Origin of the sequence: Paenibacillus sp. FSL H8-0332 (assembly GCF_037963835.1) — a bacterium.
Classification (GTDB): Bacteria; Bacillota; Bacilli; order Paenibacillales; family Paenibacillaceae; genus Paenibacillus_AQ; species Paenibacillus_AQ rhizoplanae.
The window spans coordinates 4,800,396-4,820,568 of the sequence record NZ_CP150145.1 but is presented as its reverse complement, the minus strand read 5'-3'; the positions used below and the strand labels follow the sequence as shown (position 1 = coordinate 4,820,568).

At 54.5% G+C, this 20,173-nt stretch carries 15 protein-coding genes; 11 read left to right on the top strand and 4 right to left on the bottom strand.

The features are described from left to right. Positions 1-31: 31 nt before the first annotated feature. Genes NST43_RS20990 through NST43_RS20980 form a run of 3 tightly spaced genes read left to right on the top strand, consistent with a single transcriptional unit; the run spans position 32 to position 4,963 of the window. Positions 32-1,843 carry a heparinase II/III family protein gene (locus NST43_RS20990; protein WP_209984784.1) on the top strand — a complete coding sequence of 604 codons (1,812 nt, stop codon included), beginning with the start codon at positions 32-34 and terminating at the stop codon, positions 1,841-1,843. A gap of 44 nt (positions 1,844-1,887) precedes the next feature. Then, positions 1,888-3,024 carry a glycosyl hydrolase gene (locus NST43_RS20985; RefSeq protein WP_339219156.1) on the top strand — a complete coding sequence of 379 codons (1,137 nt, stop codon included), beginning with the start codon at positions 1,888-1,890 and terminating at the stop codon, positions 3,022-3,024. Positions 3,025-3,037: 13 nt separating this feature from the next. Beyond that, a complete protein-coding gene (locus NST43_RS20980) occupies positions 3,038-4,963 on the top strand; it encodes a DUF2264 domain-containing protein (protein ID WP_339219154.1) in 1,926 nt (641 codons plus the stop codon). A gap of 217 nt (positions 4,964-5,180) precedes the next feature. Here NST43_RS20980 and NST43_RS20975 read toward each other — a convergent pair whose 3' ends face one another. Together NST43_RS20975 and NST43_RS20970 are read right to left on the bottom strand one after the other, a co-directional pair. Next, complete coding sequence (locus NST43_RS20975; RefSeq protein WP_339225489.1) at positions 5,181-6,770, bottom strand: response regulator; 1,590 nt, start codon at positions 6,768-6,770, stop codon at positions 5,181-5,183. 59 nt (positions 6,771-6,829) lie between these two features. After that, positions 6,830-8,617: a sensor histidine kinase gene (locus NST43_RS20970; protein WP_339219153.1), complete on the bottom strand. Its 1,788-nt coding sequence runs from the start codon at positions 8,615-8,617 to the stop codon at positions 6,830-6,832. Positions 8,618-8,829: 212 nt separating this feature from the next. Here NST43_RS20970 and NST43_RS20965 point away from each other — a divergent pair, with 212 nt between their 5' ends. The 6 genes from NST43_RS20965 to NST43_RS20940 all read left to right on the top strand — a co-directional run bounded on the left by NST43_RS20965 (position 8,830) and on the right by NST43_RS20940 (position 16,459). Further along, on the top strand, positions 8,830-10,182 hold the full coding sequence (locus tag NST43_RS20965) for an extracellular solute-binding protein (RefSeq protein ID WP_339219152.1): 1,353 nt from the start codon (positions 8,830-8,832) through the stop codon (positions 10,180-10,182). A 99-nt stretch (positions 10,183-10,281) separates the two neighbouring features. Beyond that, a complete protein-coding gene (locus NST43_RS20960) occupies positions 10,282-11,172 on the top strand; it encodes a sugar ABC transporter permease (RefSeq protein ID WP_209984765.1) in 891 nt (296 codons plus the stop codon). A gap of 12 nt (positions 11,173-11,184) precedes the next feature. After that, on the top strand, positions 11,185-12,009 hold the full coding sequence (locus NST43_RS20955) for a carbohydrate ABC transporter permease (RefSeq protein WP_209984762.1): 825 nt from the start codon (positions 11,185-11,187) through the stop codon (positions 12,007-12,009). A gap of 141 nt (positions 12,010-12,150) precedes the next feature. Beyond that, positions 12,151-14,154 (top strand): beta-galactosidase, encoded by a 2,004-nt coding sequence (locus tag NST43_RS20950; protein WP_339219149.1) that lies wholly within the window; start codon positions 12,151-12,153, stop codon positions 14,152-14,154. Between the two features lie 87 nt (positions 14,155-14,241). After that, positions 14,242-15,513, top strand: a complete 1,272-nt coding sequence (locus NST43_RS20945) for a glycoside hydrolase family 30 protein (RefSeq protein WP_339225488.1) — start codon at positions 14,242-14,244, stop codon at positions 15,511-15,513. Between the two features lie 298 nt (positions 15,514-15,811). Further along, entirely contained in the window at positions 15,812-16,459 is a 648-nt protein-coding gene (locus NST43_RS20940) for a FusB/FusC family EF-G-binding protein (RefSeq protein WP_209984751.1), read from the top strand. A gap of 89 nt (positions 16,460-16,548) precedes the next feature. Here the strand turns inward: NST43_RS20940 and NST43_RS20935 are convergent, their stop codons facing one another. Both NST43_RS20935 and NST43_RS20930 read right to left on the bottom strand, forming a co-directional pair. Further along, positions 16,549-17,535 (bottom strand): hypothetical protein, encoded by a 987-nt coding sequence (locus NST43_RS20935; RefSeq protein WP_339219148.1) that lies wholly within the window; start codon positions 17,533-17,535, stop codon positions 16,549-16,551. Next, a complete protein-coding gene (locus tag NST43_RS20930) occupies positions 17,513-18,433 on the bottom strand; it encodes an AraC family transcriptional regulator (RefSeq protein ID WP_339219147.1) in 921 nt (306 codons plus the stop codon). The genes NST43_RS20935 and NST43_RS20930 overlap by 23 nt, the downstream gene beginning before the upstream one ends. A gap of 156 nt (positions 18,434-18,589) precedes the next feature. Here NST43_RS20930 and NST43_RS20925 point away from each other — a divergent pair, with 156 nt between their 5' ends. Both NST43_RS20925 and NST43_RS20920 read left to right on the top strand, forming a co-directional pair. Continuing rightward, positions 18,590-18,832 carry an acyl carrier protein gene (locus NST43_RS20925; protein ID WP_209984742.1) on the top strand — a complete coding sequence of 81 codons (243 nt, stop codon included), beginning with the start codon at positions 18,590-18,592 and terminating at the stop codon, positions 18,830-18,832. Between the two features lie 8 nt (positions 18,833-18,840). Beyond that, on the top strand, positions 18,841-20,169 hold the full coding sequence (locus NST43_RS20920) for a hypothetical protein (RefSeq protein WP_339219145.1): 1,329 nt from the start codon (positions 18,841-18,843) through the stop codon (positions 20,167-20,169). Positions 20,170-20,173: the final 4 nt, after the last annotated feature.

Genomic DNA, 20,173 nt, shown 5'->3' with positions numbered 1-20,173 from the left:
AGCCAGACTGAACAGGAGAGGAAGCTCAGGCATGAACGTACAGGAACTTAAGGCAATCGTAGAGAACATGAAGCCGGCAGATCTCAGCTTATATTATCCGCAAGGGGATTCGGCAGCTTTTTGGAGTAAGGCGGCATCTTCTGAAGTCTTGCAGGCCAGTGTTAGTGAGATTCGTGCAGAAGCACAGCGGCTGGAAGGGCAGCCTATACCGCTGCTGACGTATAGTTTGTTTACCCTTTTCCGGCAGACGGGGTCGAGACTGGAGTATGAGCGGCCTTATTTTGAACGGAGAAGAAGGCTGAATACGTATGTGTTCCTTAGTCTGCTGGAGCCGGAGAACGCAGCAGCTCTGGAGAAGCTTGCAGATATTCTATGGGCGATCTGCGATGAGTACACGTGGTGTGTTCCCGCCCATCTTCCAGAGAAGCATGATGTTGCTGAGATCAACCGGCATATCGATCTGTTCTCCTCCGAGACAGGCTTTACCTTAAGCGAGTGTTTGCTGCTGCTCGGGGAGCGTCTCCCGCTGCTGCTCCGCTCCCGGATACGGAGTGAGGTGGAGCGTAGAATTTTCCGGCCGTTCCTGGCGCATGGCCCATATTTCTGGGAGACCTCGACTCACAATTGGGCGGCGGTCTGTGCGGGTTCTGTGGGTGCGGCTGCACTACTGCTAGTGAAGGATAAGGATATGCTGGCGGAGATCCTCCTGAAGACAGAGAGCAGTATGAATTATTATTTGCATGGATTTGGGGAAGACGGGGCCTGCCAGGAGGGGCTGGGCTACTGGAATTACGGGTTTGGTTATTTCACTTATTACAGCGATCTGCTCCGTGCAAGAAGCGGAGGCAGGCTGGACTGGTTCAAGCAGGAGAAGGTGGCACAGATCGCCCGCTTCCAGCAGCAATGCTTCATTGATGGCAGCTATGTCGCCAATTTCTCCGATTCAGTACCCCGCGTGCGGGTGCATATGGGACTCTCCCATTATCTGGCGGATGTCTATCCGGATGTCCTGCGCCCGCCGTCTGCACTGCGTGCCCCGTTCACGGAGGATCACTGCAGCCGCTTCGCACCGGCGCTGCGCAATCTGATCTGGACAAGAGCCGGGAAGGAGAACCAGTCCTGGGAGGCTGGCAGCAGCTATCTGCCCGATGCCGCTTGGCTCGTATCGCGTCATGTCTCTGCTGCGGGTGCCTTCGGCTTCGCGGCCAAGGGCGGCCACAACGACGAGCCGCATAACCATAATGACCTGGGCCAATTTATTCTGAGCGGCCGGGGGGAGATTTTTGCGGCCGATCTGGGCAGCGGAGAGTACACGGCGGACTATTTCGGGACCGGCCGTTACGGCTATGACTGCAACGGGTCGCAGGGCCACAGCGTGCCGATTATTGACGGCCAGTACCAGGGGGCAGGACGGGAGTTCCAGACTACAGTGCTGCATGCATCAGCAGCGGCGGTGAAGGATGAGCTGACGCTGGAGCTGGCCCGGGCGTACCCGGTAGCCGGACTGCAATCCCTGGTCCGTTCGCTGGTCTGGCATAAGGAGGAGCTGCCCCGTCTTGAGCTGACCGACACCTATCGCTATGACGGAACCCCGGCAAGCTGGACGGAACGCTTCGTAACGTGGCGCAGACCGGAGTTGACCGGTCCACGGCAAGTACTGCTACCGGGCGCTGATGGACATGGCGTCCAGGTAACCTACGATCCGCAGATCGTCCGGCCGGAGATTACCGCACATGTGTACCAGGACCACTATGGCCAGGACACAGTGTGGCATAGCCTGGACTTCCAGGTTCTCCAGCCCGGAGCAGAGGGCGTGTTGGTGTTTACTTTTGAATTTATGTAAGACGCACGGCACGGGTACATTACTCACACAAAGGCGGGATTCAAATGAGCAGAACCATAGATCAGACATGGGTAGATGAGGCCTGGAGCAAGGCGCTGGAGAAGACGAGAACGAACAGTATCAGCATCGGGGCCGAATTCCCGCATGCCAGTCAAGGCGGCAAGTATGTCCTGGAGGTACCAAGCTGGTGGACCGCCGGCTTCTGGCCGGGCCTGCTCTGGCAGCTCTATGCCGGGAGCGGCGATGAGAGCCTGAAGGCAGTAGCCGAGCGCTGCGAGGAGCGGCTGGATGAGGTGCTGGACGGCTATGTGAAGCTGGACCATGACCTTGGCTTCATGTGGCTGCTGACCAGCGTTGCCAATTACAAGCTGACGGGCAGTGAAGAATCACGGGTCCGCGGGCTGAAGGCCGCCAACTATCTGGCCGCCCGCTTCAACCTGAAGGGCAGATATATCCGGGCCTGGAATCCCTGGAGAGAAGGCGAGGACAACAGCGGGGTTGCCATTATTGACTGCAGCATGAACACCAGCCTGCTGTTCTGGGCCTCCGAGGTCACCGGAGACCCGCGTTACCGGCATATCGCGGAGGCGCATATGGATACGGTGCTGGAGCATTTCATCCGGCCGGACGGCTCCGTCTATCATATTGTCAACTTCAACCCGGAGACGGGCGAAGTGGTAGAGAAGCTGGGCGGACAGGGCTATGCGCCGGAATCGGCCTGGTCGCGCGGCGCGGCTTGGGCACTATACGGGCTGGCGCTGGCCTATCACCATACGGGCAAGCTGTGCTACCTGCATGCGTCCAAGCAGGTTGCGCATTTCTTCCTGACCCGGCTGCCGGAGGATCAGGTGCCGCATTGGGATTTCCGCGCTCCCGGCGATGTTGGCGAGATCCGCGATACTTCAGCCGGTTCCTGCGCGGCGAGCGGTCTGCTGCTGCTGGCCGGGCTGGTGGAAGAATCAGAGGCTCATGTTTACCGGAACGGGGCGCTTAGAATTACGGAATCTCTCTACCGCAACTACGGAACTTGGGACAATCCCGGCGAACAAGGCCTGCTGTTTCACGGCACCAGTAACTATCCTGAGGACCGGAACATTGATGTGCCGCTGATCTACGGCGATTTCTTCTATGTTGAGGCACTGGCCCGGATCAAGGGAGCAGGCCCGTTCTATTGGGAGTAGGAGGAGTATGATAATGACGAACAACAAGTTGACTCCGGTAATTGGAAATCTGGGGACAGGCGATCCGGCGATAGGCAAGCTGGGGATTCAGAGCAATCCGCTGAAGACCCGGGACGACCTGCTGGCTGCCCTTGAGCAGCTGACAGAGCCGCTTCGGCCGCTCTATAGCAGCGGAAGCGCCAGACTTGAGATCGGGATTACGGGAGCGAGCTATCCGTCAGCCACCGCCGGAATGGAGGGCTTCTCCCGGGTGCTCTGGGGACTAATTCCACTGCTCGCCGGAGGCGGGAACAGTGAGCTATGGGCCACTGTGCTGGACGGCATCCGGCACGGCACCGATCCGGCCCATGAGGAATATTGGGGCGATGTAAGGGACTATGACCAGCGTCTGGTCGAGATGGCCGCCTTCGGCTTCGCGCTGGCGGCTGTACCGGAGCATATCTGGTCCCCGCTTGCTCCGCTGGAGCAGGAGCATTTATACAACTGGCTGAACCAGATCAATTCCCGTCCCTGCTACGATTGCAACTGGCTGTTCTTCAATGTGCTGGTGAATGTCGGCTTCCGCACGGTAGGACGGCCCTATGATGCAGTGCAGCTAGAGAAGAACCTGACACGGATGGATGCGTTCTATCTGGGAGAAGGCTGGTACAGCGACGGCGTTAACGGACACTGTGATTATTATGGACCCTTCGCTATTCATTACTATTCGCTGCTGTATGCGAAGCTGATGGAACGGGAAGACCCGGAGCGTTCCAATCTGTTCAAAGAACGCGCCCGTCTGTTCGCCGCCGAATTCATAGGCTGGTTCACCCCGGACGGCGCAGCGCTTCCTTACGGCCGCAGTCTGGCCTACCGGTTCGCCCAGTCTGCATTCTGGAGTGCCCTGGCATATGCAGAGGTGGAGGGCTTCCCTGCCGGTGTGGTCAAAGGCATCATCCTGCGTAACTTGCGCTGGTGGTTCCGCCAGCCCATCTTCGATGCAGCAGGTGTGCTGACGATAGGATACACGTATCCGAATCTGGTCGTGGCAGAGAATTATAATGCTCCCGGTTCGCCTTACTGGGCGATGAAGACCTTCCTGCCGCTCGCTCTTGGCACGGAGCATCCGTTCTGGGGCGAACCGGAGCTGCCGTTGCCGGAGCTTCCGGGTGTGAGTGTGCAGCATCCGCCGCATCTGGTTCTGGTCCGCGAAGCGGCTTCCGGTCATGTGGCCGCCTTCAACAGCGGGCATCTGTCCACCAATGAGCATACCCATACCTCGGCCAAATACGAGAAATTCGTCTATTCCACGGGCTTCGGGTTCAGCGTTCCCCGCTCAGAATGGGGATTGTCACAGGGAGCCTATGATTCCATGCTTGCGCTAAGCGAAAGAGGAGATAACCTCTACCGGGTACGGCGCCGGAATCTGGAATCGGAGATTACGGACAACGTCCTGCGGTCGGTCTGGAAGCCTTGGGCTGACGTTGAGGTGCGCACGTGGGTAATCGCGGGTCTGCCCTGGCATATTCGCATTCATCGGCTGGAGACAGGGCGGGCGCTGGATGCCGCCGAGGGCGGGTTCGCGCTGGGCCAGGAAGCGGAGCCTGCCCAGCAGCTCAGCGGAATCGGCGTAGCGGCAGCTACAGCATGGGGAACGAGCGGCATCAAGGGGCTGATCGGCTACTCCAAGGCCGAGCTGATCTGGCCGAGTGCGAATACGAACCTGCTTCGTCCCCGTACGGTACTGCCAACCTTAACGGTCTCCTTAGAGCCTGGGGTTCATTGGCTGGCCTCGGCTGTGTACGGCGACCCTTCGGCGAACCTGCCAGCGGATGGGGGAGGCAATCCCGCTCTGATTTTGGGGCAGACCCCTGAAGCCTTGCTTAAGGTCAAGTTCGCCGGAGAGCGAATTACGGTGCTCACCTCTAGCGGAACAGAGATCAGCATTCCGGTACAATAGCACAGCATTCTGGTAAATAGCACAGCAGTTTGGTTAATAGTTCAGCATCGGCTTCTTAGCGTCATCATGCAAGAAGGCCAGCTGCTGCTCCGGTTGGAGAGGCAGCTGGCCTTCAATGCTCATGGACCAAATGTATGCGGAAAACCGAATACATTTGGCGAGCACTTATCAACGGTGCCTTAATCGGGACACGGCGAACCCTTTGTAACCGCTCCCCTCATTCCGTATTGCTGCGGAACTGATTGGGCGTGACGCCTTTATACTTTTTGAACACCTGATAGAAATATTTCGTATCGTTATACCCGGACTGCAGAGCGATATCCTCGATCCTCATTCCGGGATCTTTGAATAGCTGGCAGGCATGCTCGATGCGGACCTTATGCAGATAATCGATGAAGCTGATCTTAAGCTGCTGCTTGAACAGCAGGCTTAAATATCCGGGGGTAATATAGATCTCCCTGGCGACGATCTCGCGGTTGATATCCTTCATGAAGTGCTCGCCGATATAGCTCTTGGCTGCTTCGAGCAGCTTGTTGCTGTTCTTTTTGGACGTCAGATGCTCACTGACCCGCTGGGCCGTCTCCAACAGCGACTGGAACAGGTTATCCAGACTGGAGCGGGACAGGACATGGATCAGCTCAGTCAGATTTTGCCCGAACACCTTGTTCACGTTGACGTTGTTCTCAATACATAATTTATACAGGGCGAAGAACAGCGCGAAGCTCGACTTGATCACCTGGTCCCTGGACACCGTCTCAGGCTGCAGGGCCACGTTGAACAGCGTCAGCTTATCGGCGATGTCCGCTGGGGAACCGCCGCGTACCGCCTTCAGCACCTCCTGCTCCTCATGCAGAGGATAGGAGGATTGAGAGGACTCGGCATCGAATTCTCCGCTGTACTCCACGATTTTAGCGATGCCGGTATAGTTGGTTGTATTCAAGGCCAGGCAGGCCTCCACGAAGGAGTGGCGCAGATGCTCAATATTCTTGTCGATACTTCCGATCCCGGCGGATACGGTGAACCTCAAGAAGCTGGCGATATTCTCCTGAATAATCCGGATAAAACCACTTAATTCCTCCTGATCCGGCAGCTCGTCCATATTCAGAATTAGCACAATATCGTCCTGATGTTCGAAGGCAACACATAGCACAGCCTCCGGCAGCGACTCCTCGCAAATATTCTTCAGCCCGTACTTCAGCAGCTCCGTATCCTCATGCATATACTTCTCATGCAGCAGCTGGAAATTGTCGATCCGCAGCAGAATGATGCCGTACAGCAGATAGGGAAAAACCAGCTGGTTCATCTTGAGATTAGCCAGCAGCCGGGAATACGCGGGACTCTCGGTGAGAATGAGCTGGCTTAACGTCTTCTCCTTCAGCAGGGGCAGACTCTCCCGGAAGCCTTGCCGCAGATGCTCAAGCGTAGTAATCTCCAGCTTCTCCGATTGAATCTGCTCCGTGATGGCCAGAACGGTGCTCAGAATCTCCTGCCGGCGGCTCGGCTTCAGCAGATAGTTGCTGACCCCGCATCTTATGGCTTGCTGGGCATAGGCGAAATCATCGAATCCGCTCATAATGACCGATTTGACGCTGGGGTATTTCTCGGAGACAACCTTGATTAACTCCAGGCCGTCCATTTGCGGCATCCGGATATCCGTTAGCATGATATCGACGGCATAGGTATCCAGGAGTTCAAGGGCCTCCAGGCCGTCTCTGGCTTCGCCTGCAATATGGATGCCGTGCGACTGCCAGTCAATCAGAGTCCTTATGCCTACCCGCGCCCGCTCCTCATCGTCCACAATAATCATATTATACAAGGGACATCCCCTCCGATCTGTATACGTATTGTTTATTCACCCTGCTTTGTCTATTCTTGCATGTCATTTACTATAACCGGAACTACGATCTCCACGCGCGTACCCTCTCCGGGGACACTGGTATAGTTCAAGGCATAGTCACCTTTATAAAAATGCTTCAGCCGTGCCTGGACATTCTGTACCGCATAGCCGCCGACATCCCGGGCAGTGTACACATCGGTCTCGTCAGGCATGGCCAGAATCTTTTGCAGCGTCTCACTGCTCATGCCGCCCCCGTTATCCTCAATCACGAACCTCAGCTGATCTCCGGTGCGTTGTCCGCTGATGCTTACCCGTCCGCCGCCGCGCTTGCGTTCAATGCCGTGGATCAGCGCGTTCTCAATGAACGGCTGCAGGCTGAGCTTCAGGATGACATAGGAGTACAGCTCCTCAGGAATGTCAATCACATAGTCGAGAGATTCCTGGAACCGCATCTTCTGGAGCGACAGATACAGCTCAATCAGCTCTTTTTCCTTGGCTACGCTGGTGAAGCTCTTGCCCTGGTTGAGACTTAACCGGAAGAGCCGGGAGAGGTTGATCACCATCTCGCTGATCTTGTCCTGTCCTGCCGCCTCTGCTTCCCAGAAGATCGTGTCGAGCATGTTGTAGAGAAAATGGGGATTGATCTGCGATTGCAGCGCCTTAAGCTCTGCCTCCTGCTCCTTCAGCTTCAGCAGATAGGCATCGTCGACCAGCGCCTTGATGTTGCCGACCATATTATTGTAGCCCCGGCTCAGCTGGCCGATCTCATCCCAATATTTGATCTCCACCTTCTCCTCGAACTGCCCGTTCTGGAAGCGCCGCATGGACAGCAGCAGCGTCTTGATCGGCGCTGTCAGGAAGGAGGAGAATAACATCAGCAGAGGAACACTAAGCACCAGACTGGCTAATACCATCACGAGCACTGCCGATTTGATGGAATTAAGCTCCCCAGTCAGCGAACGGAGCGGAACACTGTATAGGGTGATCCAGCCATCTTCGTTGATGTTGTAATTCAGCAGCGTATCCTTGCCCTCCAGGCTGACGATGGTGTTGCCGGACAGAATACCGGCCTTGGCCTGCTTCATCACGAAGTCTACAGCTTCGGGGCTATAGGTCTCTTTGCCTGCCGACAGCAGCTGTTCGCCCCGCTCACTCAGAATGAGGATGCCGTGATCCTTGTCATACAGATTCGTCAGATAGGTTCTGCGGATGGTCTCCAGATTAATGCCGACGAACACAAAGCCGATCCGGTTTCCGTTCACAATATCGCGGATAATCCGGGTCATGCCGAGCTTGTCATTGCGGTTGCTCTGAATGAATACATTATTCTCTTCCGTCAGCGGGAACCAGTAGGAGGCACCGTTTAAGGCAACGGTCTGTTTATAAGTATCATTTGAGGTAATTTTGCTCAAACTATACGCACCGCTGCTGTCATCGGTAGCAACCTGAAACAACGGCTCGGACAAGCTGCCGTACAGAGCCAGATAGTCGAAGTTTCCGGTCACCAGCATCTGGTTCATGATTGATGCGGTGGGTCCGTTATAGAGCTGGTTCTCGATCTTCGCCGAATCCGGGGGATTGCTTCTCAGCGTGTCCTGGACGACTGGAGCGAGGCTGAATACGGTGACCCAGTCGGCTAACGTCTTTTGCATACGGGCGAGATTACTGTCAATCTGCTTGAGCACACTCTGGTTGGAGTTGCTCACCTTGTTAATGATCTGCTGCTTGGAGATGTTATAAGAGTAGGCGCCCAGCGTGCAGGCCACCCCGGTAATCAGCAGGAAGATCAGTATGGTTATCTTGTATCGCAGGTTCATATTCAAGTAGTAGCGCAGCACAGGATCACTAACCTTTTTGTTTTTTATCTTATGCGCAATGCCGGGTATACACAAGGGAGCTGGCAAGCGAAGTCGACAATTTTCAACATTACTCTCTTTTTCTCTACTGACCCTGACTCAGGTGCTCTGGTACGATGTGTTCAGAAACAAAGAAGGCAACCCACGATCAATAACAAATAGGGGGAAATCACATGGTTATGAATTCAAAGTCCACACGTAATATACTGCTGGTTACGGCCCTTGCGGCAGTCTCGGTGCTTAGCGCATGCGGAGGCGGCAATGACAAGAACAATAATGCAGGCAGCAGCACGAACGGCGGCACAACCGGCTCTGCGGACAAGGAAGTAACGCTGCGTCTGTTCTCGAACCTTCCCGACCGTAAATCCGGCCAGGGGTTGGCAGAGCAAATGGTAATCGACAACTATATCAAAGCGAATCCCAATGTCAAGATCGATATCGAAACCCTCGCCGAGGAGCCGTTCAAAAACAAGCTGAAGGCGTACATGGCCTCCAACGAATCGCTGGACGTCACGATGGTTCACGGCGGAGCAGAGCTGAATACACTGGTACAAGCCGGCTATGTGAAAGAGCTGAACCCTGCGGAATACGAAGGAGATACTTACAAATTCCTGCCGGGCGTGTACAAATCGTTCACCTTCAACGACAAGCTCTATGGCTTGCCCCGCAACAGTGATTATGAAGTGATCTATTATAACAAAAAACTGTTCGATGACAATGGCATCAAGATTCCGACTACCTACGCCGAGTTACTGGAAGCAGGCAAGCAGTTCCGCGCCAAAGGCATTGAGCCGATGTCGATGAATGGTAAGGACCTGTGGAGCTTCGCGGCCTTCTTCCAGGATCTTGTCGTACGCCTCACCGGTGATCAGAACCTGATGCTGGATGCGGTAGCGAAGAAGAAGAATTTCACCGAAGATGAGAACTTCCTAGCTGCGGCTAAGCTGCTGGCAGAAGCCAGAGACACCAAGCTGTTCCAGGAATCGTTCATGACAGCAGACTACGGCGCCTCGCAGAACCTGTTCACGCAAGGCCGTGCAGCCATGTGGTATATGGGCTCCTGGGAAGCGGGTATGGCTACCAATGACAAGCTGCCGGAAGACTTCCGCAACAATGTGAATGTGCTGAAATTCCCGGTTGTCGAGGGCGGCAAAGGCAAGGACACCGATCTTCTGGCCTGGAACGGCGGCGGATACTCGCTGGTCAGCAGCTCGAAGCATCCTGAAGAAGCCAAGAAGTTCTTCGACTATATGATGTCCGCCGATCAGTGGGCCAAGATTGTATGGGATACCGGAGCGGCTGTACCGGCACAGAAGTATGAGCTTAGCGGCAAAGAGAGCGAGCTGCAGAAGCAACTGACAGAGGTTCTGACTGGAGCAACCAGCACAGCAGGTTCTATCGCTCTTGACTCCGGAACGCCTAAGTTCAAGGATGATGCACAGAATGCCTTCGGCAAGTTCTTCGCTGGCGGATCAACACCGCAGCAGCTGCTGGCTGATCTTCAGAAGGCTGCGGAAACACAATAACAGATACCAATAATAGATCACCACTATAGAGAGTGAAAGGAGACGGGGCGGGAAGCATTCTTGCCCCTCTCTAATCTTAAGGATGGAGCTGTGACTTCCATGCAAAAAGTATTTAATAACAAAATGGCAATCTTTCTATTCGTCTTTCCGGGGATTCTCCTGTTCTCCCTGACCTTTCTCGTGCCGATTGTACTCAGCGCGTATTACTCGTTCCGAGACACCCTGTCTCCGGGAACGCCCTCGGCATTCATCGGATTCGCCAACTATACGGAGCTGCTGTTCCACGATTCACGGTTCTGGCTGGCACTTAGAAATGCCGTACTGCTCGGTCTGGGCTTTATCCTGATCCAACATCCGATTGCCATCTTTTTTGCCATAATGCTGGACCGCCTGGGCGGTAAGGCAGAGAAGTGGTTCAGAACGATTTTCTTCATCCCATGCGTCATTTCTGTAGTCGTTATCTCAAAAATGTGGTTGTCCCTGCTGGACCCTACCTTCGGCGCCTTCAACAAAATGCTCGATTCCCTGGGACTCGGCTTCCTTAAGCACGCTTGGCTGGGGGATAGCAGCACCGCGCTGATCTCCATGCTGTTCATCCTGATCTGGGCCGGCTTCGGCTGGGGATTGCTGTTCTATTATGCAGGACTCAAAGGCATTCCCGATGATTTGTATGAAGCCGCTTCACTGGACGGAGCCTCCGGCTTCCGATTGCACTGGCGGATTACCGTTCCGCTGCTGTCACCGGTTATTACGGTGCAGATTACTTTGGCTATGATTACCGCCTTGAAACAGATGGAAACCGTGTTCCTGACCACTAACGGCGGTCCCGGCGATTCCACCCAATTCCTGGCTGTGTATCTCTATAACAAGGCGTTCTCGGCCAGCCAATATGGTTATGCCAACGCCATCTCGATTCTGTTCATCATTGTCTGCCTGCTAGCCACCTATCTCAGTAATAAATTGACCCGCAGTGATGCGACGGAATTCTAAGGAGGAATCACCATGACAAAAAGCACAAAAACCATACTATGGGTGTTCTTCCTGATCGTCGCCCTGGTCCAGCTGTTCCCGCTCATCTGGCTGATTGATTTCTCATTCTTAAGCAGCAATGAGTTCTACTCCTCCAGCGTCCTGAAATGGCCAAGTGATCCGCAGTGGCAGAACTATATCAATGCTTGGGTGGACGGCAAATTCCTGCGTTACTTCATTAACAGTGTCTTGGTTACCTCAGTGACCATTCTGTTAACGGTGATTCTGTCCCTTACGCTGGGCTATGCCTTTACCCGTATGCAGTGGAAGCTGCGTCCCATCTTCTTCACCATTATCCTGCTGGGGATTATGATTCCGATCCATGCGACTCTCCTGCCTAACTTTGCCATCTTCAAGGCGCTGGGCTTGACGGATTCCTATCTCGGGCTGATCCTGCCCTACACCGCAGTGTCTGTACCGCTGGGGACCTTCATCCTGACCGGCTTCATGCGGAGTATTCCAAAAGCTATGGAAGAGTCCGCTGTAGTAGACGGCGCGAATATTTACCGGATTGTCTTCCAGATCATTGCACCGCTTACCGCGCCTGCACTGGTTACGGTCATCGTTACAACGTTCCTGAACTGCTGGAATGAATTCATCATGGCATCGACCTTCCTCAGCAAGGATGCGCTGAAGACGCTGCCCTTCTCGGTCATGAACTTCGCCGGCCAGTATTCCTCAGACTACGGCTCACAATTTGCGGTTATGGTGCTGACATCGATCCCGGCCATTGTCATCTACGCTCTCTTCAACGAACAGATTACCAAGGGCGTGACAGCGGGCGCGGTAAAAGGCTGATCTTAAAGCGGACCAAACTCTAAGCGTATGCTGTCAAAACTCTAAGCGTATGCTATCAAAACTCTAAGCGTATGCTTCCGAAGCCAGTTTTGCGAAGAAATTCAGGATGTATATGCTATCAAAACTCTTAGGAGGCTTATAATGGATCACTTGTTATACGGCGTTGCTTATTATGATGAATACATGCCTTATGACCGTCTTACGCAGGACATCCAAATGATGAAGGATGCGGGCATTAATACCGTCCGGATTGCCGAGTCCACCTGGAGCACGCATGAGCCGCAGAACGGGGTATTCGACTTCTCCTCTGTACGTAGAGTGCTGGATGCGATGCATGAGGCCGGAATACATGTCATTGTCGGAACGCCTACCTATGCGGTGCCGGCCTGGATGGTCAAGGAGCACCCGGAGGTGCTGGCCGTGACTGTGAACGGGGAAGGCAAATATGGCGCCAGACAGATTATGGATATCACGAGTCCGGCGTATCTGTTCTACGCGGAGCGTATCATCCGCAAGCTGATGGCTGTGGTACATAGACATCCTGCGGTAATTGGCTACCAAATCGATAATGAGACCAAACATTATGAGACAGCCGGACCGAACGTCCAGCTTAGCTTCATTAAATACATGAGGGAAACCTACGGAACGCTCGAAGCCATCAACCACCAGTTCGGTCTGGATTACTGGAGTAACCGGATCGACAGCTGGGAGGACTTCCCGTCCATGGTAGGGACAATCAACGGCAGCCTGGGGGCGGAATTCGCCCGATTCCAGCGTGGGCTGGTGAATGAGTTCCTGGCGTGGCAGGTCGGAATTGTGAATGAGTATAAGCAGCCGGGGCAGTTCACCACACATAACTTCGATTTCGAGTGGCGGGGCTATTCGTTCGGTGTTCAGCCTTCGGTGGATCATTTTGCGGCTTCGCAGCCTTTTGACATTGCCGGTACAGATATTTATCACCCGTCCCAGGATCAGCTTACAGGTGCAGAGATTGCCTTCGGGGGAGATCTAATCCGCTCGCTGAAGCAGGATAACTACTTCGTGCTGGAGACCCAGGCGCAAGCGTTCCCGGAGTGGACGCCATATCCAGGACAGCTGCGGCAGCTGGCGTTCAGCCATCTGGGCTCAGGCGCTTCGATGGTCGCCTACTGGCATTGGCATTCGATTCATAATTCCTTCGAGACCTACTGGAAGGGCTTGCTCAGCCATGACTTCCTGCCGAATCCGGTATATCAGGAAGCCCAGACTATCGGCGCGGACTTCAAGCGGTTAAGCGACCAGTTGATCGGACTGAAGAAGACCAGCAAGGTGGCTGTTATGGTCAGCAATGAAGCACTGTCGGCGATCGAATGGTTCAAGCTGCCCGGCGGATTGATCTATAACGATGTGGTCCGCTGGATGTACGATGAACTCTATAAAATGAACATCGCCTGCGATTTCATCCAGCCGGGCAGCCCGCGCCTCAGCGAGTATGAGCTGGTTGTGGTTCCTGCGTTATACGCTGTCTCGGATGAGGCGCTCCAGCAATTGAATGACTACGTTCGCAGCGGCGGCCATGTGGTTTATTCCTTCAAGAGCGGGTTCACCGATGAACAGGTGAAGGTTCGTCATACCGCACAGCCCGGGATTATTCATGAGGCCTGCGGGATTGCTTATAGTCATTTTGCCACGCCGAATGCGGTTACTGGACTTACCGGCAAGCTGTTCCCTGAGGGAGCCGAAGCAGGCGTTCACACCGTCCGCATCTGGATGGAGATGATCATTCCCGGTTCAGCAGAGGTGCTGGCCAGCTACGATCATCCCCAGTGGGGCGAATATGCAGCCGTCACCCGAAATACCTTCGGCGAAGGAACAGCCACCTACATTGGTTGTATGACCGGACCTGCCGCACTTGCGGAGATCCTGCGCGATACGCTCCAGCTGGCCGAGTTATGGGGAGCGGACCAGCAGCTGTCGTTCCCGCTCATCGTGAAGTCCGGTGTGAACCGCCAGGGCCATACCATCCGTTACTACTACAACTACTCCGCCCAGCCGCTCAGCTTCAAATATCCGTACGAAGCCGGAACGGAACTGCTGTCCGGGAACCCGGTGGCGCAGGATCAGGAACTTACGATTGGTGCTTGGGGCGTTATGATTATTAAATAATCTACAGCATTAGGAGGCAGAAGCGTGGACGGAACAGGACAAGTATGGATATCGAGTACAGAAAATGAGCCTTGGGTATCCCATCCCCTGGAAGCCACCACTGCCGAAGCAGTGGATCTGGCGTTCACCGGACAATTGCATCAGAATATCGAAGGGTTCGGCGGATGCTTCAATGAGCTGGGGTTCGAGGCGCTGAATCTCCTCGCAGACGGGGACAGAAGCGCTGTGCTGCATTCGCTGTTTCACCCGGACGGGGATCAACGGTTCAGCATTTGCCGCCTGCCGATCGGGGCCAGCGACTATGCCCTGGAATGGTACAGCCTGAATGAGACCGATGGCGATTACGCCATGGAGCATTTCTCCATCGAGCGGGACCGCAAGTATCTGATCCCCTATATCCGCGAAGCCCTCAAGCTGAACCCGGAGCTGAAATTATTCGCCTCCCCCTGGAGTCCGCCCACATGGATGAAATTCCCGCGCGCCTACAATTACGGCACCTTGCGCTGGGAGAAGGATATTCTGGAGGCCTATGCGCTCTACTTCGTGAAGTTCGTCCAGGCTTATGCCGAAGAGGGAATTACCATTCATCAGGTGCACGTGCAGAACGAGGTAGTGGCCGATCAGAAATTCCCGTCCTGTGTATGGACCGGCGAGCAATTGCTGGAATTCATCCGTGATTATCTGGGGCCGGCTTTTGAACAGCATGGACTTGCTACGGAGATCTGGCTGGGCACGATCAATGCGCCGGAGCCTTGGGACGAGTGGATGAAGCAGAAGGACAGCAGCTTCGATGCCTATGCACATACCGTATTAAGTGATCCTGAAGCTTACAAGTATGTGAAGGGAGTCGGCTACCAGTGGGCGGGCAAATACGGCATTCAGCGTACGGTACAGGCTTATCCTGAACTGCGTTATATGCAGACGGAGAACGAATGCGGGGACGGGGAGAACACCTGGTTCTATGCCAAATATATATTCAGCCTGTACCAGCATTATTTCACTAATGGTGTGAACGCGTATATTTACTGGAATATGGTGTTGCTGCCGAAGGGGCGCAGTACGTGGGGTTGGGAACAGAACGCCATGATTACTGTAGACCCGGGCGGCGTTAAGGCAGTGAACAATCCCGAGTTCTATGTCATGAAGCATTTCGCTCATTTCGTGGGTCCCGGCTCCAGCAGAATCGGCCTCAAGGGCAAATGGACCGGCAATGCAGTCGCCTTCGAGACGCCGGAGAGCAGACGGGTCCTCGTCATTGCCAATCCGTTCAAGGAATCGCGGACGGTCACCCTCTCGAATGACGGCACGCATTACAAGCTGAAGCTGGATGCGGAATCTTTCAATACACTCCTGTTATAAAATAGCTCCACCATGCCGCCGTCATCCCATGGTATCTGCTGTGCACCCCTATAGGATTTGGAATTGTTCCGTCCGTAATTTCCTGCTATACTTTTGGCAGGTTAGTGGACAGGGGGTTACACGGATGGCAACGAATTGCTCATTAGCTAGGGAGTCCTCATGCAGAGCCTGATCCGGGGCGATACTTTGCGTGGGGTGCGGCAGGACAATCTTGATCGCCCAAACAGATATTATCGTTTCTAATCGCAGGCTCTGCACCTTATTGCTTTAATCAATCATAATAAGGGGCTGAAGAGCTGTGAAACCAACATTTATTAGAAACCATCAATATAATTATATTAAGAAACAAGCAGATTTTGTGCTGAAAACATTGCGTTCGGTAGCGGACCGCCGTGTCCTGGAGACCGTAAGATACAGCGCCGAGCTCAACGTGACGGGGGCCTTCGCTTCACTGACCGAGGGTCAGGAGCAGATGCTGCGGGCAATCTCCGCCTTCGAGAAGGCAGAGGACTTCCAGCAGTATACCAGCGGGCTGGAGCCTTATCTGGAGCCGTTTCCGCCGATTACGCTCAAGCAGATTCAGAAGCTGTTTCCCAAGAATAAAAAGATGAAGCTGCCTGACCTGCAGTCGTTTGATTTCCGCTATGTCACGTATCTGGCCTGGGCAGATATCGCAACGAACAAGCTGTTCATCGTCTATCCGCATGAAGGGCAGTTCATTGGTGTGGAAGGCCGGATGCTGCCGGAGCACAAGAAGGGCTACTGCCTGTTCTGCAACCGGCAGCAGGAGCTTGCCTTCCTGACCGTCAAGACCAAGCCGGAGATTGCGGCGGCAGATAATTTTGCGTTCGTGGGCCAGTACGTATGTATGGATAGTCAGGGCTGCAATCAGAGCATTACGGATATAAGCGCGCTGGAGCGGTTCGTCCTCTCGGTGCGCAAGTAGCAGAATAACAGGATAGTTAGGTTGAAAAAGAAGAGCAGCGGTTCCCGGTTGGGGGGCCGCTGCTCTATTTGTGTCGTAGGGTAGAGGATCTATCTGCGAGGCAGAGCCGTCATCGTCAAATCTACCAGCTCCTCCAGAAGCTGCTCCTCCAGGCGGATGATCTCACTCATATTCCTGTGAAGCTTCACCCGTGCGGCGGGCTTGTTGCCTGAGCACATCCCCTTAATCATGAACTGATTCACCAGATCCCACTTTTCGCCTGCCTGACGGTAGCCTTCAGCCGCCCGGGAGAGAGCAGGCGCCGGGCCTTCGCGTTCCAGCAGCTGCAGGAACTGGCTGAACCGGATTCGGCTGATCGGCAGGGCGTTGGCATAGATTTTGAAGGCTGAACTGGCTTCGGCTGTGTTATCAGGCTGTATCCCGGTCTCCAGATAGGCCTGGGCATACGCTCTGAGCTGGACGCCCACCTGATCCGGCCGAATCTGTTGGGCAGGGCTGGTAAGCACCTCTTGAAGGATGGTCTGCCAGTCTATGAAGGAACGGGAGGTTTCGCACCGCCCGAATAAGGCGTAGAAATGACAAGCCCCTTCAAGGATGCTGAAATCCACCACCTCAAGTTCCTTTTCATAGTAAGCATCCGTCAGATAGATCAGGTTCTTCTCCCGGTCCAGACCTACGGCAAGACAGGCATGGCTCGTATGCAGTCTGCGGTAGGCTACACACCAGGGACAGTCATAGGAATCGAAGCCGACCAGAACCGGCATGCCTGAGGACAGCTGATTCTCCAGCAAGCCAGTCATATAGTTTCTATCCATTGCCGGTTCAGTCCGTTCTATATAACTGAAGGTAAGGCCATGATACGCAGACAGGTAGCCGGTGTTGATCCGGGGCAGCCGTATCCGCTCAATCAGCGGCTGGTCCGGGGCTTGCGGCTCATCCAGGAACATCTGCCAGGCATCGCCGTACATGCCTTTGCTGTCCAGTCCCTGCCACTGCGCTACAGACTGGATGCAGTCATCAATGCAGCTGCGCAGCTTAGGGTAGTGGGTACTCTTAACAGGAGCAATGTTCAACACTGCTCATCATCTCCTTCGCCGAGCTGAAGTGGCTGTGCAGCTGGTCACGATAAGAAGCGGGAGTCATGCCGCTGAATTCGCGGAAGAGCCGGTAGAAATATTTCATGTCATAAATGCCGACCTCGAGGGCGACGGACTGCACGCCAAGCTTCGTGAACAGGAGCAGGAGGCAGCTGTATTTCATCCGGATTTCCTGGAAGATCTGGATGTAGGATTTGCCGGTCTTATTCTTGAGCAGCCGCTGGAACTGGCGGGAGCTTATCGCAAGGTGGCAGCTCATCTCATTCAGCGTGATCCGCTCACTATAGTTACTGATCATATATAAGATGACATCATGCAGCGGGTCATACTGAGGCCCCGGGCGTTCGGCGAAGGGGATGTCTGCTGCGGGCATAATGAGCTTCGCCAGCTCCAGCAGCGGCGGGTATAGCTGCTGCTCATTCATGAGCAGGCCAGAGTTCAGCATCCCCTGCAACCGCCCGAGCAGGAAGAGAATTTCCTTGTTCTTCTCCCTGTATCCGAACCATTGCCGCACCTTCAGAAGCTTCAGCAGCGGCAAGCGGACCTCTTCGGGCAAGGGCTCCGGCAGTTCTCTGAGCAACCTGTCAAGCCCGGGCCTGAGCATACAATTCAGGATCAGCAGCGGCTCGGTACCGCTCATATCCTGCGGATGAAAGACATGGGACACCCCCGGCGGAATCACTAGCACATCCCCCTGCGTCACCTGCATTTTATCCTCACCAACCAGATGAATGCCTGTCCCTTGAACCACGTAGGCCAGTTCTACGAAGTCGTGCTGATGACGTACGGAAGTGACCGTATTTTGAGTCAGGAGCATTTGTACGGGGGAACAGGAGTCGAATAAATAGTCCCCCGTAAATACCGGAAAAGCTTCCATAAACAAACCTCCGTTTCCTGCTTCCTTATGTTAGCAACTGGAATCCATCCTAGTATATCTCAATATTTTGGCGCATTCAACCATATATTAACAACTTAAAATTTGGTATATTCATGATATTCATTCCAATTATGCAACCTGAAAGGGGTAGACACAATGCAACAAAAAGTGATTGAGATTATCGCCGAAATCAAGGAGGAGCCTGGTTTGCTTCAGACGCTGAACGGAGCTTCTGACCTGACGCTGGACGCGGCGCTTGACTCCCTGCAGATCATTAATTTTATTCTGAGAGTCGAGGATGAATTCAATATAGAGGTAGATTTCGACACCTTTGATCTGGAGCACCTGAAATCGGTTGACCGGTTCTCTGCTTACGTGGCCGGGCTTGCCGTACAATGAGGAACGCTGTGCACTGCGGCAGCCTGGAGTCGGAGCGGTACTGGCGGGAGGAGGATCTGGCCTCCTTGCCGGCCATTCCCGATGCGAAGGCGCTGGCTATCGTGCAGGCGATGGATGAAATGCTGTTTGTCTTTTGCGGGAGCGGCGATGTTCTCTTAACCCGCCAGGGGATGAACCGGGCACAATATGACTATCTGCAATCGCTCGGTTATTCATTCAGCACCAATATGGAGCCGCTCAGTCTTGAGGCAAAGGAGCCCGTTCCCCCACAGGAGACGCTGAATGTATTTGAACTGCTGGGCCGGATGGACGCCGGGCAGGAACCTGGCCGCTTAATACCGGAAGGATCGCTGCTGGAGCCCTTTGCTGTGCTTCCCGGGACGCAGGAGGCGGTTAGCCGGTACAAGCTTTTGCCCACATTGCCGGATGAAGAGATTGTACGGGCAGTGAATACCAAGAGCTATTCTACATCGATGCGGGACCGGCTCGGGCTGCCGAATATTGCGGTAGTGGTCCACAGTATGGAGGAGTTGCTGCAGTCGGGACAAGCACTGCTGGAGAAGGGAGCTTTTCTGATCAAGGACGAGTATGGAGTATCCGGTAAAGGAAATCAGCTGGTGGATTCGGAGCGTATGCTGCGCCGGATGGCCGGGCATCTGGAGTCAAGCCGCAATCAGGGCAAAAGAATCCGGTTTGTCCTTGAGCCCCTGCTGGACCGGGAGACAGACTTCTCCTGCCAGTTTCAGATTGATCCGGAAGGCCGGATCACCCTGTTGTCCGTTCAGCAGCTGGTGAACCAGGGCTTCGCCTTCGGCGAATCCCACTCCCCGCAGCCGTCTCTGCTGGACAAGCTGGATAAGGAAGGCTACTGGGAGACTATGCACAGCATAGGGCGGGAGCTGTACTCTGACGGATATTACGGTGAGGTATGTGTCGATTCGATGCAGCTGCGTGACGGAAGCCTGGCGCCTCTGGTAGAGATCAATGCCCGCAAGTCGATGAGTCTGATTAAGCATCATGTGGACCGCCGGTTCAAGCAAGAGGGTATGCACACCTGCCTGATACAGGTGCCGCTGGCGGCTAAGGGCAAAGTTCATTATGAGGAGCTGCTGGAGCGGATGGAGGAGACGGGGATTTTATTCAAGCTGGGTGCGGGTGAAGGTGTGATGCCCTTGACTTCAAGCGCGCTCCAGCCGCTGGACCCGGCCCGTACTGCCGGTTCCACGAAGGGCAAGCTGTATGCGGCCTTGACTTACCGGAGTGAAGACAGCAAGCAGAGCCTCATCCGTACGCTGGACGAGTCTCTCATGCGCACAGGCTATACTATCCTGCGATAAAGAA